Origin of the sequence: Amycolatopsis sp. NPDC024027, assembly GCF_040638975.1 — a bacterium.
Classification (GTDB): Bacteria; Actinomycetota; Actinomycetes; order Mycobacteriales; family Pseudonocardiaceae; genus Amycolatopsis.
Genome location: NZ_JBEZYY010000006.1, coordinates 303,309 through 317,800, shown reverse-complemented (window position 1 = coordinate 317,800; position 14,492 = coordinate 303,309). Strand labels below are relative to the sequence as shown.

Below are 14,492 nucleotides of genomic sequence, written 5' to 3'. Positions count from 1 at the left end.
CGACGACAGCACGAGGCTTCAGTGACCACCGACCCGGCGGCCGAGGACCTGCGCGAGGCGGCCGACGAGCTCGCCGTCGCCGGGCAGCTCCCGCGATTTCTGCTGATGTACAAGTTCGCCATCGAAGAGCTGATGACGAAGCTGCGGATCCTCAGCGAGGAGTTCGACTTCGTCCACCAGCACGACCCGATCGAGCACATCACGAGCCGGGTGAAGCGGCCCGAAGCCATCAAGGAAAAAGTGCGCCGCCGCGGCCTGGGCGGCGACTGGGTCTCCGCCGCCGCCGCGCTCGACGACATCGCCGGCATTCGGGTCGTCTGCCCGTTCGTTTCCGACGTCTACGAGGTCGCGCGCATGCTCACCGCGCAGGACGACGTCGAACTGCTGCGCACCAAGGACTACATCACCAGCCCGAAGGCGAACGGCTACCGCAGCCTGCACCTCATCGTCCGCATCCCGGTCTTCCTGTCCGACCGGGTGGAAAAGGTCAAGGTCGAGGTGCAGCTGCGCACCATCGCCATGGACTTCTGGGCGGCCGTGGAGCACAAGCTCTCCTACAAGTACCGCGACAGCGTCCCGCCGGACTTCGCGGGCGAGCTCGCGGCGGCGGCCCGGACAGCGGCCGACCTCGACAGCCGGATGGCCGCTCTGCACGAACGGATCCGCTAGGGCTCGCCCAGGGCGTCGAGCATGATCCGCAGGCCGAATTCGAACTCCGCTTCGTGGTCGCACACCGCCAGGTAGGGCGCGGCCACGGACACCGCGGGCAGCCCGGCCGCCGAAAGGTCCGCGAGCCGCTGGACACTCCCGCCGAACGTCGGTGCGGACTCGACCTCGCGCATCAGCGTGCCGGTGAGGAACGCCAGCACGGCCCGCAGCCCGTGCACCGCGCGGTCCGGCGGGTAGCCCGCCGCGAGCAGCGGGCCGAGCACCGCCTCCACCGGGGCCAGCGCCGTCATCGACGCGAGCCGGCGGGTCAGCACGAGCGGCGCCGCCCGCGGGTGATCGAGCATCGCGGCCCGGAACCCGTGCGCCAGCGCCGACATCGTCCCCCGCAGGTCCGCATCGGGTGGCGGCGCGGGGATGGCGGCGAGCAGGATCTCGGCGATCCCGTCCAGCAGCGCGTCCTTGCCGTCGACGTGGTTGTACAGGCTCATCGGGTCGACGCCGAGCCGGTGCGCCAGCTTGCGCATGCTCACCTCGGCCAAGCCCGCTTCGTCGACCAGGGCCAGCCCGGCGAGCAGGATCCGTTCGCGCGTCAAGACACCCTTGGGTGGCCGGCCACGCCGGCCGGTCACGGGACGAGCACCGCGGGCAGAGTCTCGTAGCCACGCAGGATGCGCGTCGTCCGCCGGCGGCCGCCGGGCAGCACGCGCAGGCCGGGGAACCGGTCGAAGATCGTCCGCAGGCCGATCTCGCCCTCCATGCGCGCCAGCGACGCGCCCAGGCAGTGGTGGCGGCCGGCGCCGAACGACACGTGGTCGCGCGCGCCGGCCCGGGTGACGTCGAAGACGGCCGGATCGGTGAACACGCCGGGGTCACGGTTGGCGCCCGCCAGCACGGTCGTGACCAGCGCCCCGCGGGGCAGCGGCACCCCGGCGACCTCGGTCGCGCGGGTGGCCAGCCGGCCGGTCAGCAGGACCGGCGGGTCGTACCGCAGCACCTCCTCGACGGCGTTGCCCCACAGCTCCGGCCGTTCGCGCAGCACGGCGAGCTGCCCGGGGTCGCCCGCGAGCAGCGCGATGCCGCTGCCGAGCAGGTTGACGGTCGTCTCGAAGCCGGCCGCCAGCACCAAGCCCGCGGTGGACTTCAGTTCCGTCTCGGTGAGGCCGACGCCGCCGTCGCGGGCCGCGACGAGCTTGCTGAACAGGTCTTTCCCGGGATTCCGGCGCAGGTGGCGGAGGTGCTCGCCGAGCCAGGTGTCGAACTCGGCCAGCGCCGTTTCGACGTGGCGGAACGTGCGCCAGCCGAGCCCGAGGTCGAGGCTGGGCGCCGCCGCGGCGCCCAAGGACAGCACCTTGCCGAGGTCGGCCGGTGGCACGCCGAGGATCTCGCTGATGACCGTCACCGGCAGCAGGCCGCAGTAGGACTCGACGAGGTCGAGCGGGCGGCCGGGGTCCAGCCCGTCGAGCAGGCCGTCCGCGATCTCCTGCACCCGGCCGCGCAGCTGCTCGACCGCGCGCACGGTGAACACGCCGGTGACCAGCTTGCGGTAGCGGGTGTGCTCGGGCGGGTTGACGGCGAGCAGCGACGGCGGCCGCACCGGGTGCAGGTGCTCGCCGGCCGACCACTCGACCAGGCGGCCGAGCGCCGACCCGTCCGACCCGATGACGCCGACGCGGAAGTCCTCGCTGGCGAGTACCTCCCGGACCGCGGCGTGCGTGGTGGTCATCCAGCCGAAGCGGGTGCGGGCGAGCGGGCCGGTGTCGCGGATCTCCTCGAACAGGCCGGTCAGGTCGCGGCCGTCGGCCGCGGCGACCACCATCCGCCCCTGGAGGTCCCCGCGCCGGGCCTCGCGGCGCAGCACGGTCCGGGGGAGCGCGTGGCCGAGGCCCCAGCGGACGACGGGTTTCGCGCGGGCCAGGGCTCCTTCGAGCACGGCTTCCCCCTTCGGTCGGCGTGCCTACAGTGTAGGTTATTGCCGCCCGCCCGCGGGCTCATCGCGGTTGTCCGGGCCTCTGCCCGACCGGCGCCAGGAGCACTCCCAGCGCGAGCAGTTCCGTCAGCGCCATCCCGCGTTCCACCAGGCCCAGCGGGATGAGCGTCCACCAGCGGCCGTCTTCCGCCGCGGCGACCACCACCGCGCCCAGGATCACCGCGAACCAGCCCAGTGACACGATCGCCAGCACGCGCGCCAGCCGGCGGCGGAGCGGCGCCGAGGGGAACGCCGTGCGCGCCGCGACCAGGACCGCCAGCGGCAGGGCCACGAACGCCACCACGCTGGCGATCCGGTGCAGCGTGCCGCCGAAGTCCGCGCGGGAGACCGTCGCCCAGTCCGGCTTGGGGAACGCCACGATGACCAGCAGCCCGACTGTCCACAGTGTCCCCAGGATGGCCGCGGGCACCGGGAGCCGCCGCTGGCCGCGCAGGACCGCCAGGCCGGCCGCCGAGCCGAGGGCGACCAGGACCACCGCGAGGTCGAAGACCCACTTGTGATCGGACAACCCGTATTCGCTGATCGTGCGGCGGGTGACGCTGATCCGGTCGGTGGGCGGGATGACCTGCAGCAGCAGCACCAGGCCGGCGCCGAGCACCATGGCCGCGATGCCCGTCAGCGAGACCGCGACCGACAATCGTCGCGCAGGGACGGTGACCATGGACGCACAGTAGCCGACCAGTGGTTGAACTCCCGGTGAAAGGCGCCGCCGCGTTGAACGCTGTACGACTTACGGCGGTGTCCGCGGCCGGATTTCCTCCATTATGGTCCTCCGCTACCGGTACGTCCGTGCGTGCCGGCCTCGGTCAAGGAGGTCTCTTCCTGTGGGGAATTCACCAAGACGGCTGGTGATGCTGGCTTCGGCCGTCGCGCTGGCCGGAACGTTCGTCGTGTTGCCGTCCGGCACCGCGGGCGCGGCGCAGAACATCCTGCGCGCCGACAAGCCGGTCGCCCGCTCGTGCTTCGCGAAAGTGCTGCCCAAGGGCACCTCGGGCACCGATCGCCGCGAGCTGACGTCCACCGTGGACGGTCTCGTCCAGGCGCGGCTCAAGCCGGCGCAGGGCGCGGAGGGTGACTGGGACGTCGCCGTCTTCGACAAGGCCACCGGCGCGGTGGTCGCCGCTTCGGCGGCGTTGCGCACCCACGAACTCGCCGAGAGCTTCGTGAAGAAGGGCCAGGAACTCGTCGTCCAGGGCTGCCGTTACGGCGGCTCGGCCGGTCAGGCCCAGCTGGGTGTCGACTTCCTGGCGCTGACGCCGCAGGGCACGCCGACCGGTGCGGCCGCGGCCGCCCAGCGCGCGGAGCTCGTCCGCGTCGAGACGCCGACGCGCGCCGACAAGAACAAGCTGACCGGGCTCGGCCTCGACGTCACGGAAAAGGGTGACGCGACCGGGGTCGAGGTCGTCCTCGCCGGCGACGCCGACCGCAAGACGCTGAAGGACAGCGGCTTCAAGTCGAAGGTCATCGAGGCGGACCTGTCGGCCAAGTCCGTCCAGGACGCGAAGACCGATCGCCAGTACGCCGCGAAGACGGCCGCTTCGGCGCTGCCGTCCGGGCGCACGAGCTACCGGCACCTCTACGAGTACAACTTCGAGATGAAGGAACTCGCCCGCAAGAACCCGAACCTGGTTTCGGCGTTCACCATGCCGGAGTCGACCTGGGAAGGCCGGGACGTCGTCGGCGTCGAAATCGCCACGGACGTCAAGAACCTGACCGACGGCAAGCCGGTGAACTTCACCATGGGCGTGCACCACGCCCGGGAGTGGCCGGCCGGCGAGCACGTCATGGAGTGGGCGTACGAGCTGGTCAACGGCTACTCCCACGACGCCGCCATCCGGTCCATGGTGGGCAAGACGCGCAACATCGTCGTGCCGATCATCAACCCGGACGGCTTCGAGATCTCCCGCGAGGCCGAGCCCAAGGGCGACTTCACCCGGTTCGACTACGAGATGAAGCGCAAGAACTGCAACGTCAACGACTCGCCGCCGCAGTACGCGACCGGCGTCTGCAAGGCGAACCCGGGCGGCCGCCTGCGCGGCACCGACCCCAACCGCAACTACGGCGGCTTCTGGGGCGGCAACGGCGCCGAGGTGGCCTGGAGCGGCGACACCTACCGCGGGTCCGCGCCGTTCAGCGAGCCCGAGGTCCGGAACGTGCGCTCGATCGTGTCCTCGCGCCAGGTGACGAACCTGATCACGATGCACACCGTCGCCGCGCTGGTGCTGCGCCCGCCGGGCGTGGCGGACGTCCGGCCGCCGCTGGAGGAGCCGCAGTACAAGGCCCTCGGCGACAAGCTGGCGTCGCGCAACGGCTACACGAGCGAGCCGAGCTGGGCGCTCTACGACACCACCGGCACCACCGAGGACTGGTCGTACTGGGCCACCGGCGGCTGGGGCTTCACCATCGAGGTCGGCGGCAACGGCTTCCACGGCCCCTACGCCGACAGCGTCGTGGCCGAGTACGAGGGCCTGGCCCCGGCGACCGGCGCCGGCAAGGGCGGCAACCGCCAGGCGTTCCTGGACATGCTGGGCAACGCGGCCGACCCGCAGCAGCACTCGACGCTGATCGGCTCGGCGCCGAAGAACTACCAGCTCAAGCTGCACAAGACGTTCCAGACGCCGACGTCGCCGGTGATCCAGCCCGACGGCTCCACCAAGCCGCCGATCTACATCACCGACGACCTGAACTCGAAGTTCACCGCCACCGGCGGGCGCTTCGCGTGGTCGGTCAACCCGTCGACGCGGCCGTACGTGGCCGGCCGGTACGGGCGCGACCCGCAGGGCCCGGCGCAGCAGGGCTTCGCGGTCGCCAACCCGGCCGGGGTGCCGCCGATCAACCAGAACTACCCGGTGGACCCGGCGGGTGACTCGTTCACCTTTCACGTCGACGGCCTGCCGAAGGTCGACAACGGGAAGTTCAGCGTCAACATCAACTGGGCGAACACCACGACCGACTGGGACCTGTACATCTACGACTCGGCGGGCAACCTGGTCAGCTCGTCGGCGAACGGTGGCACGACGTCCGAGCACGCCGTGCTGTTCGACCCGCCGGCCGGCGACTACAAGGCCGTGGTGGTCAACTACGACCAGACCAACCCGGCCGCGGTCGACGACTGGGCCGGCGACGTGTCGTTCTCGTCGCCGATCCCGCCGACGTACGGGACGAAGGAGGCCTACCAGCTGACCTGCTCGGCCCCGAACGGCAAGCTCGTCGGCGTGGCGGACGTCTTCGCCGACCGCGGCCAGACGGTCGACGTCGGCGAGGTCTGCACCCGTTCCGCGCACGCGCAGAAGCAGCGCGCTTCGGGCGGCGTCCGGTAGTTCGGTTCGGTAGTTCGCTTCGGTTCGTTCGTGAAGGCCTCCTCGCTCGCGCGGGGAGGCCTTCACGGCGTTAGGGCGAGGGCGAGGCCGAGGACGACGAGAACGGTGCCCACGACGCGGTTGAGGGCCGGCTCGGCGCGGGCGTACCACCGCTGGGTGGCGGGGGAGGAGAACAGCAGGGCCACGAGCAGGTGCCAGCCGGCCGAGGCGGCGACGATCAGCGCGACGGCGGCGGCGCGCACGGCGGCGGGTTCGGTGGGCGGCAGGGCCGCGGTGAGGACGCTGCCGAAGAACGCGGCGGCCTTGGGGTTGGTGAGGTTGCTGACGACGCCGCGGCGGAAGGCGCTGCCGCCCCGGGCAGGCGCGCTTTCCTGGTTCGGCGGGGTGGGCGCAACTTCGTTCTGGTGTGGTGGCGCCACCGGATCGCCGGGACTGCCGGGGCTGCCGGGATCGCGGGACATGTCGGGACTGCCGGGCGCGCTGGGGCTGCCGGGCGAGCCGGAAACACCGGGATCGCCGGTACTGCGGGGATCGTGGGGCATGTCGGGACCGCCGAGACCGCCGAGACCGCCGGGCGCGGTGGGGCTGCTGGGATCGTGGGACGCGCTGGAAATACCGGGCGCGCTGGCCGTGCCGGGACCGCCGGGATCGTGGGCCGCGCCAGGACCGCCGAGCGCGCGGGGATCGCCGGGATCGTGGGGCGCGCCGGAACCGCGGGGATCGTGGGGCGCGCCAGGACTGCCAGGACTGCCAGGACCGCCAAGACCGCCAAGACCGCCAAGACCGCCAAGACCGCCAGGACCGCCAGGACCGCCAGGACCGCCGGGACCGCCGGGACCGTGGGAACCGCCGGGCCCGCGGGCGTGCCACCACAGCCGCGCACCCAGCCACGCCAGATAGCCGCCGCACGCCACGCGCAGAGCCGTCGCCAGCCACGGTGTGCGGGCGAGCACGCCACCGAGCCCGAAGACGGCGACCGCGGCCAGCAGCCCGCCCGCGGCGACCACCCCGAGCGCGATCGCCACCGCGGCCCGGCGCGTCCCGGTGGCGGCCGTGTGCGCGATGAGGACGAAGTTGGGGCCGGGGGTGATCGCGGCCGGGAGGTAGGCCAGCAGGACGGTGCCCAGGGTCGCGGCGGGACTCACGCCGCGGGGCCGCCGTCGCGGGCGCCGGGGTGAAGCCGAAGGCCAGCACGCGAAGCCCCCGGAACTGTCGGTGCCCTCGGGTAGCGTGGAAAACGGGGGCTGCTCATGCCGCCCGACCGCCGCCGACCACCTGGTCGCGCATCGTCCGCAGCGTCTCGTGGTCCACTGTGGACGGCTCGGCGGCCAGCCATTCGCCGATCTCGTGCAGGAACTCTTCCGGTGTCATCGGTGCGACCGCCAGCTCGCCCGGGTCCGCCGTGGTCAGGTCGCCGCTGCGGCTCGGGTACACGATCATCGCGCCCCGCAGCGCCACCCCCGGGAGCAGCTCGCGGTAGGCCGCCAGGCTCTCGGCCAACCGGCTGCCGCCGCCGCGGAACGGGCGGCCGTTGCGCAGCAGCCGGCCGTCCTCCGCCGTCTCGTAGTGGCCCGGCAGCCACAGCTTCGACTCGATCAGCACCAGCCGCTTCCCGCACAGCACGGCGTGGTCGACGTCGGCGAACACCGAGCCCGGCCAAGCGAGCCCGTGGAAGATGCGGGCGCCCGGCAGCCGGGTCAGGTACCCCTCGAGCAGGTCGGCGGTGAGCCGCTCGGCCAGCTCGTCACGCTCGGTGCCGGGCGCGCCGAACACCGTGCGGCCGCCGAACTCCTCGGCGTACGCCTCGCGCGCCTTCGCCGCCCGCAGGTACCCGCGCGCCAGCCGCTGGACCAGCAACGCCGTGCCGGCGGTGAGCAGCAGCCAGACGATGAGCACCGGCGTGCTGAACCCGACACCCGTGACCAGCGGCAGCAGCACGAGCACCATCCCGGCCACCGCGACGACCACCGGCGTGTGCCCCGGCTCGCGGCGGCGGCCGTGCCGCATGCGGGTGTCCTCGCCGGCGAAGTGCCACCAGCTCAGGTCCTCGGCGTCCAGCTCGGGCAGGTCGGGGACGAAGCCGGGCTCGTCGCCGAAGCGCCGCCGGGGACGCGGCCGGACCGGCACCGGCACCACGGTCGCGCCGCCGGAGTCGTAGCGGGCGCGGGCCTTCGGGTCGCTCAGGACGTCGTAGGCCTCGCGGAGCAGCCGGAACGTGCCGACCGTGCCGCCGCCGTCCGGGTGCATGGTCTTGGCCAGCCGGCGGTAGGCCGCCTTGACGTCGGCCGCCGTGGCGTCGCGGCGGAGGCCGAGCACCTCGTAGTAGTCGACGTCGGGCACGCGGGTGGTCACCTCCGATGGCTGCGCGAAGACTTTATGGGGTCCGGTCGCGGGGCCTGTCACCGCCTCGGCGGCGCGCCGGAGTGATTGTCCTCGGTGCAGGTCAGGGCGGTGTGAGCGGTTTTGCCGGTGACGGCCCGGAAACGGCCCCTCCGGGGTGGCGCGGCCGGCGGATCCGGTGACGGCGTCCCGCATGGTGGTGGCGACTTTGTCTTCCGTGGTCAGGTAGTGTCCATTGAGGACTGATTGTCACCCGGAAGTGTTGCCGCGCCCAAGAAAGTCGGGCCCGCCGTGACTTTTCGTAGTCGGAAGCCACCCGAATGGCCGTGAACATGTGTTCGAATCTTCGGCTAGTCTTGAGGCATGTCCTCGACACCTCTCAGACGTGACGGGCCCACCGCCACCCCACCTCGGCAGCGGGCCCGTCACCCCCGTCAGCGCTCGCGCAGCAGGTACCGCTGCAGCTTGCCGCTGGCATTGCGCGGCAGTGCGTCGAGGAAGCGCACCCGGCGCGGGTACTTGTACGGCGCGGCAACGGCTTTGGCGTGCTCCTGCAGGGCGTGCACGACGTCCGGGCCCGGGGCGGCGCCGGGCCGGAGCACGACGAAGGCCGTCACCACCGCGCCCCGATCCGGGTCGGGTGTGCCGACGACCGCGCACTCCTCGACGTCCGGGTGCGTCAGGAGCACCTCTTCGACCTCGGGGGCCGCGATGTTGTAACCGGAAGAGACGATCATGTCGTCGCTGCGCGCCACGAAGCGGAAGTAGCCGTCCGGCTCGCGGACGTAGGTGTCGCCCGTGATGTTCCAGCCGTCGCGGACGTAGCCGGCCTGCCGGGGATCGCCGAGGTAGCGGCAGCCGGTGGGGCCCTGGACGGCGAGCAGCCCGGGAGTGCCGTCCGGGACGGGCCGGCCGTCGGCGTCCAGGACGGCGGCGCGGAAGCCGGGGACGACCTTGCCGGTCCGGCCGGGGCTGGCGTCGTCGCCGGCGGCGGAGATGAACACGTGCAGCATCTCCGTGCTGCCGATGCCGTCGATCAACGGCGATCCGACGACCTCGCGGTACCGCTCGGCCACGGCGGCGGGCAGTGCTTCCCCGGCGGAGACGGCGCGGCGGACCCCGGCCAGCAGGGGCCCGTCGCCGGCGCCGAGGATCGCGCGGTAGGCGGTCGGGGCGGTGAACAGCACCGTCACCGCCTGCTCGGCGACGATCGACGCCAGCTCCTTGGGCGTCGCGCGTTCCAGCAGGAGCACCGACGCGCCGGCGTGCAGCGGGAACACCAGGAGGCCGCCCAGGCCGAAGGTGAAGGCCAGGGGCGGGGTGCCGCAGAAGACGTCGTCCGGGGTGGGCCGGAGGACGTGCCGGGAGAACGTGTCGGCGATGGCGAGCAGGTCGCGGTGGAAGTGCATGGTGGCCTTCGGCGTCCCGGTCGTGCCGGAGGTGAAGGCGAGCAGGGCGACGTCGTCGGCGGCCGTCGGCACGTCGGCGAAGGTCGCCGGGTGCCGGGCGCAGCGTTCGGCCAGTCCGGCGCGCCCCGTGCCGCCGGACCCGGTGCTGCTGGACCCGGTGCTGTAGGGCACCACGGGCAGCGTGGGCGGCAGTTCGTCGAGCAGGCGCTCGTCGCACAGGGCCACCGTTGGCTGCGCCCGGTCGGTGATCTTGTCCAGCTCGCCGCGGCGCAGCATCGGCATGGTCGTCACGGCGACGGCTCCGGCCTTCAGGACGCCGAGCCAGCACGCCGCGAGCCACGGCGTGTTGGTGCCGCGCAGCAGCACGCGGTTGCCGGGCACGACGCCGAGCTCGGCGGTGAGGACGTGCGCGATCCGGTTGGCGCGGGCGAGGACGTCGCCGTAGGTCCACGTCTCGTGCGGGGTGCGCAGGCAGGGGCGGTCCGGGCCGAGGCGGGCGGCGGTCTCGTCGAGCAACGCCGTCGCGGCGTTGAGGCGGTCCGGGTAGTGCAGCTCCGGCAGGTCGAACACCAGCCGCGGCCACTGGTCGCCGGGTGGCAGCCCGTCGCGGCAGAACGAGTCCGTGTGAGCGCTGGGAGAAAGCCTCATCGCCGCTCCTCGGTCTCGGCCGGCCCGCCACCAGGAACGTAGCACTCGTTGCGACCGTCGAGAAGACGCAATGTCGTATCGATGACGACGGCAACCGGCGAGCCATGCTCCGCTCCGAGGGGGCGACGGGCGCCGAGTCACCCCGTCGTGGGCGCGCGGGATCACCGCGTCGCGGGCTGCCGCACAGTAGCTTTTCGATCATGGTCGAGACGCCCGAACCGCCTCCCACGCTGGCCGATCCGCGCGCGCTGCTGGTGGGCTACCTCGACCACAGTGCCGCCGTCATCCTGCGCAAGCTCGACGGCCTCTCCGAACGTGACCTGCGCCGGAGCGTGCTGCCGTCGGGCTGGACGCCGCTGGGCATGGTCAAGCACCTCGCCTGCACCGAACGCTTCTGGATCCGGTACCTGTTCGCCGGCGAGGACGTCGACTTCTCCTGGCCCCGCACCGCCGAGCAGGAGTGGTTCGTCGCGCCGGCGGAACCGTCGGCGGACATCACCGCGTTCTTCCTGGCGGAGCGCGAAAACTGTGCCCGGCTCGCCGCGGTCACCCCGCTCGACGGCCGGGCCGTCCGCACGACCCGCCGCGGCGGTGCCGAAGAGCACCCCACGTTCGCGTGGATCCTGTGCCACCTGGTGCAGAGCTTCGCCCGGCACGCCGGGCACGTGGACGTCGGCCGCGAGCTGATCGACGGCGTGACCGGCAAATAGCGCGTCAGGCGGGCGGCGCGACCGTGGCGTCCTGGTTCGCGCGGCGCAGCGCGTCGGCGACGAAGCCGGTGGCCTTCAGCTCTTCGACCAGGTCGTGCAGGAACGCGATCGTCTCCGGGCGGCGGTCCGGGGTGGTGCAGACCGCCTGCCGGATCTCCATGAAGCGTCCCGGAAGCACGCTGGTCCCGGGGTGGGCGGCGACGTAGGCGGTCATCGGCTGGCGGATCCCGGCGGCGACCTCGAGGCCTTGGTCCTCGAACGCCGTGACACCGTCCTCGCCGCGCACGATGGTGGCCTGCCGGAGGGGCCGCGTCAGGTAGAGGTCGTACGCGGACCCTTGCTTGACGCCGATCCGGACGTCCGGCCGGTCGACGTCGGACGGCGTGGTGAAGGGCGAGCCGTCCGGCACGACGTACACACCTTCGATGACGACGTACGGCGCGGTGAACGCCACCTCGGCCGCGCGGGCGGGCTCGATCGCCAGGAAGCCCAGGTCGGCCGCACCCGAGGTCAGCGCCTCGAACGACTTCCGGGCCGCGTCGAAGCAGGCGAACTCCACCGGGACGGCCAGCCGCGCCGCCACCTCGCGCGCGAGGTCGACCGTGACCCCGCCCGGTTCCGCTGGCGTGCCGTGCGCGAGCACGGGATTGCCGAGGTTGACGGCGGCGCGCAGCGCCCCGGTGGGCGCGAGGTCCCGGGCGACGGCGGACAGATCTCCCATGACCGGCGAGGCTATCGGCGGGACTCCGCGTGCGCCCCGCGATTGTCGCTCACGCCACCGGCGGCTCGTCCGCGGTGGTCAGGGCGAACACCGTCTCCTGGTGGTAGACCTCGCCGGGGCGCAGCACCGTGCTGGGGAAGTCCGGGCGGTTGGGGGAGTCCGGGAAGTGCTGGGCCTCCAGCGCGAAGCCGGCGCCGCGGTGGTACGGGCGGCCGCCGGTGCCGGTGAGGGCCGAGGTCAGGTAGTTGCCCGAGTAGAACTGCAGGCCCGGCTCGGTCGTCCACATGGTGAGCAGGCGCCCGGACGCCGGGTCCCACGCGCGGGCGGCGAACGGCGCGCCGTCGTCGAGCACCCAGTTGTGGTCGTAGCCCTGGCCGATCACCAGCTGGGGGTCGGGTTCGCCGACGCGGGCCCCGATCGGCGCCCCGCGGCGGAAGTCGAAGGGCGTGCCCTCGACCGGGACCGGGTCGCCGGCCGGGATCAGGTCGTCCCCGGTCGGGCAGAACCGGCTCGCGGCGATCTCCAGCCGGTGCTCGTGGACGTCGCCCGCCCCTTCGCCGGCCAGGTTCCAGTAGGTGTGGTTGGTCAGGTTGACCACCGTCGGCGCGTCGGTGGTCGCGCGGTAGGTGATGCGCAGCCGGTCGCGCGCGTCGACGCGGTAGGTGACCTCGGTGGTGAGCCGGCCGGGGTAGCCCTGGTCGCCGTCCGGGCTGACCAGCGTGAGCCGCAGGGCGACGCCGTCGCCGTCGCGGATTTCGGCCGCCGCCCAGACCCGCGTGTCGAACCCGGCGGGGCCGCCGTGCAGGCTGTTCTTGCCGTTGTTGAGGGGCACTCGGTACTGGACGCCGTCGAGGGTGAAGGTGCCGCCGGCGATCCGGTTGGCGAATCGGCCGATCACCGCGCCCAGGAACACCCGGTCCGCCCCGGGCCGGTTGTTGGCGACGTAGGTTTCGAGATCGGCGAAGCCGAGGACGACGTTGCCGGGGTGACCGTCGCGGTCCGGCGCTTCCAGCGACTGCAGCACGCCGCCGTAGTCGAGCACGCGCACGACCGGCCCGCCGGGCCGCCCCAGCGTGTACCGGTGGACGTCGGTGCCGCCGGCCTGGCCGAACAACTCCCGGGTGAGTTCGGGTGCGGTCATCGGTGCGTCCTCCAACCGACTGTTAGCGCTAACAGCCTGGAACGACTTTAGATTCGAGGCCGCGCACGGTCAAGGACCGAGGCTGCCTCCAGGGAAGGCAGCGGCCTGGCAAGGGTGCGGTGGTCCGGCCGGCGGCGGCTCGGCTCACGCCATGAATGACTCATTCATGGCATCCCACGCAAGGAATGAGTCATTCATGACCTCGCATGCCGTCAGCGGCCGTCCGTCGGCGGGCGGGTGCCCAGCAGCCGGTGGGCGCACAGCGCCATCTGGATCTCCAGGCGCTTCGCCGGATCCGCCAGCCGGTCGCCGAACAGCTCGCTCAGCTGGCTCACGCGGTAGCGGACCGTCTGGGGGTGGATCCGCAGGGCCTGGGCGATCTCCGGCGTGTTCCCGTTGTGCTCCAGCCAGCTCAGCAACGTTTCGGCCAGCCGGGTCTGCTGCTTCACCGTCAGGCCCGCGAAGGGGGCGAGCGCTTTCGCCGACAGCTCGTCCAGCAGGAAGCGGTCGAGCAGCAGCCAGTGCGTCGCCAGGTGGTCGGCCGTGTGCGTGACCGGGCCGTCGCCGGCCAGGCCGCGGCGGAGGAGGTCGAGCGTGCGGCGGGCCCACAGCAGCGACGTCGCCGCGTCGGCCGGGCGGACCCGGGGGCCGATCGCGGCGCGCCAGCCCGGTAGCCGGCCTTCGAGGCCCCGCAGGTCGCGGTCCGGGTTCGGGGTCAGCAGGCACGGCTCGGGGCCGTCCAGATCGAGCAGCACGTCGTCGGCCAGCCGCGGCGACGGCGGCGGGTGCCGCTCGGTGCGCGGGTCGAGCGCGACAACCGTGACCCACTCCGGCACCGTCCACTGCGCCGCCTTGGCCATGGTCGCCAGCGTGGCCGGGGACGTGGGCGGGGTGGCCAGCAGCAGTTCGAACAGCCGGCGCCGCCGTCGTTCGAGCGTGCCGCTCGCCATCGCCTGCGCCAAGGTGTACCCCTCGACCGAGTACGAGGAAATCTCGTCCACGTAAGCGAAAACGGCTTCCGCGCCGACGCACAGCACGGCCGCCGGGAACCGGTGCGCCTGGCCCAGTTCGGCTATGTAGTGCCACGCCGCGCGGCCACCCGCGCGGTAGGCGGCCTGCAGGGAATTGAGGCTGCCGCCGTCGTGGTGCACGCGCTTGCCGACCTCCACGAACAGCTTCGCCCCAATGTCCTGTGTGGACGCCAGGTCCTCGATGCTGTCGATGCAGCCGAGCACCGCCTGCTCGATCGCGAGCACGATCATCTTGCCGAACTCGCCCTCGAGGGGCTTGGCGTACTCGGGGACGGCCCGCTGGACCTCCTCGAGGATCCGCCGGGCGAGCTGGTCGGCGTGCGGCCGGAACCGCCGCCCCAGTTCGGTCGGCAGCGAACACCACAGCTGCCGCGCGCGGCCGGTGCCCCGCGGGTGCGGAATCGCCGCCTGCGTGATCGTCCGGGTCATGGCTCACACCCCTTGCCGCGCTTCGTGGAGAGTCCGCGCCGTGCTCGGCGCGGACGTCATGTACTCACACGGGATCGGACTTGGCAA

The 14,492-nt window shown here is 72.7% G+C and carries 12 protein-coding genes; 3 read left to right on the top strand and 9 right to left on the bottom strand.

The window, feature by feature from the left end:
• The first annotated feature begins 21 nt into the window (after nucleotides 1–21).
• The gene (locus AB0F52_RS18005) at nucleotides 22–669 is read left to right on the top strand and encodes a GTP pyrophosphokinase family protein (protein WP_360171630.1); all 648 of its coding nucleotides are present in this window, start codon (nucleotides 22–24) and stop codon (nucleotides 667–669) included.
• Here the strand turns inward: AB0F52_RS18005 and AB0F52_RS18000 are convergent.
• The 3 genes from AB0F52_RS18000 to AB0F52_RS17990 are packed head-to-tail and all read right to left on the bottom strand — an operon-like array spanning nucleotide 666 to nucleotide 3,317.
• Nucleotides 666–1,262, bottom strand: coding sequence for a TetR/AcrR family transcriptional regulator C-terminal domain-containing protein (locus AB0F52_RS18000; RefSeq protein WP_360171627.1), 597 nt, complete (start codon nucleotides 1,260–1,262; stop codon nucleotides 666–668). The genes AB0F52_RS18005 and AB0F52_RS18000 overlap by 4 nt on opposite strands.
• Nucleotides 1,263–1,294: 32 nt before the next feature.
• Entirely contained in the window at nucleotides 1,295–2,599 is a 1,305-nt protein-coding gene (locus tag AB0F52_RS17995; RefSeq protein ID WP_360171624.1) for a cytochrome P450, read from the bottom strand.
• A 58-nt stretch (nucleotides 2,600–2,657) separates the two neighbouring features.
• Nucleotides 2,658–3,317: a DUF998 domain-containing protein gene (locus tag AB0F52_RS17990; RefSeq protein WP_360171621.1), complete on the bottom strand. Its 660-nt coding sequence runs from the start codon at nucleotides 3,315–3,317 to the stop codon at nucleotides 2,658–2,660.
• Between the two features lie 190 nt (nucleotides 3,318–3,507).
• On the opposite strand from AB0F52_RS17990, the gene AB0F52_RS17985 reads away from it, so the two are divergent.
• Nucleotides 3,508–5,976 carry a M14 family zinc carboxypeptidase gene (locus tag AB0F52_RS17985; protein ID WP_360172052.1) on the top strand — a complete coding sequence of 823 codons (2,469 nt, stop codon included), beginning with the start codon at nucleotides 3,508–3,510 and terminating at the stop codon, nucleotides 5,974–5,976.
• A 62-nt stretch (nucleotides 5,977–6,038) separates the two neighbouring features.
• Here the strand turns inward: AB0F52_RS17985 and AB0F52_RS17980 are convergent, their stop codons facing one another.
• From AB0F52_RS17980 to AB0F52_RS17970, 3 genes are all read right to left on the bottom strand, one after another.
• On the bottom strand, nucleotides 6,039–7,121 hold the full coding sequence (locus tag AB0F52_RS17980; RefSeq protein ID WP_360171618.1) for a LysE family transporter: 1,083 nt from the start codon (nucleotides 7,119–7,121) through the stop codon (nucleotides 6,039–6,041).
• A gap of 103 nt (nucleotides 7,122–7,224) precedes the next feature.
• On the bottom strand, nucleotides 7,225–8,316 hold the full coding sequence (locus tag AB0F52_RS17975; protein WP_360172049.1) for a DnaJ domain-containing protein: 1,092 nt from the start codon (nucleotides 8,314–8,316) through the stop codon (nucleotides 7,225–7,227).
• 434 nt (nucleotides 8,317–8,750) lie between these two features.
• Nucleotides 8,751–10,373, bottom strand: coding sequence for an AMP-binding protein (locus AB0F52_RS17970; protein WP_360171615.1), 1,623 nt, complete (start codon nucleotides 10,371–10,373; stop codon nucleotides 8,751–8,753).
• Between the two features lie 200 nt (nucleotides 10,374–10,573).
• Between AB0F52_RS17970 and AB0F52_RS17965 the strand changes: the two genes are divergently transcribed.
• On the top strand, nucleotides 10,574–11,083 hold the full coding sequence (locus AB0F52_RS17965; RefSeq protein WP_360171612.1) for a DinB family protein: 510 nt from the start codon (nucleotides 10,574–10,576) through the stop codon (nucleotides 11,081–11,083).
• 4 nt (nucleotides 11,084–11,087) lie between these two features.
• On the opposite strand, the gene AB0F52_RS17960 is transcribed toward AB0F52_RS17965, so the two are convergent.
• From AB0F52_RS17960 to AB0F52_RS17950, 3 genes are all read right to left on the bottom strand, one after another.
• Entirely contained in the window at nucleotides 11,088–11,804 is a 717-nt protein-coding gene (locus AB0F52_RS17960; protein ID WP_360171609.1) for a transporter substrate-binding domain-containing protein, read from the bottom strand.
• A gap of 49 nt (nucleotides 11,805–11,853) precedes the next feature.
• Nucleotides 11,854–12,945 carry an aldose epimerase family protein gene (locus AB0F52_RS17955; protein ID WP_360171606.1) on the bottom strand — a complete coding sequence of 364 codons (1,092 nt, stop codon included), beginning with the start codon at nucleotides 12,943–12,945 and terminating at the stop codon, nucleotides 11,854–11,856.
• A 212-nt stretch (nucleotides 12,946–13,157) separates the two neighbouring features.
• Nucleotides 13,158–14,405: a helix-turn-helix domain-containing protein gene (locus tag AB0F52_RS17950; protein ID WP_360171603.1), complete on the bottom strand. Its 1,248-nt coding sequence runs from the start codon at nucleotides 14,403–14,405 to the stop codon at nucleotides 13,158–13,160.
• Between the last annotated feature and the right edge of the window lie 87 nt (nucleotides 14,406–14,492).

Excerpts from the sequence above, each read along its gene's own strand:
- AB0F52_RS17990 (WP_360171621.1), bottom strand. The coding sequence starts at position 3,317 with ATGGTCACCGTCCCTGCGCGACGATTGTCGGTCGCGGTCTCGCTGACG.
- AB0F52_RS17985 (WP_360172052.1), top strand. The coding sequence starts at position 3,508 with ATGCTGGCTTCGGCCGTCGCGCTGGCCGGAACGTTCGTCGTGTTGCCG.
- AB0F52_RS17970 (WP_360171615.1), bottom strand. The coding sequence starts at position 10,373 with ATGAGGCTTTCTCCCAGCGCTCACACGGACTCGTTCTGCCGCGACGGG.
- AB0F52_RS17965 (WP_360171612.1), top strand. The coding sequence starts at position 10,574 with ATGGTCGAGACGCCCGAACCGCCTCCCACGCTGGCCGATCCGCGCGCG.
- AB0F52_RS17960 (WP_360171609.1), bottom strand. The coding sequence starts at position 11,804 with ATGGGAGATCTGTCCGCCGTCGCCCGGGACCTCGCGCCCACCGGGGCG.
- AB0F52_RS17955 (WP_360171606.1), bottom strand. The coding sequence starts at position 12,945 with ATGACCGCACCCGAACTCACCCGGGAGTTGTTCGGCCAGGCCGGCGGC.
- AB0F52_RS17950 (WP_360171603.1), bottom strand. The coding sequence starts at position 14,405 with ATGACCCGGACGATCACGCAGGCGGCGATTCCGCACCCGCGGGGCACC.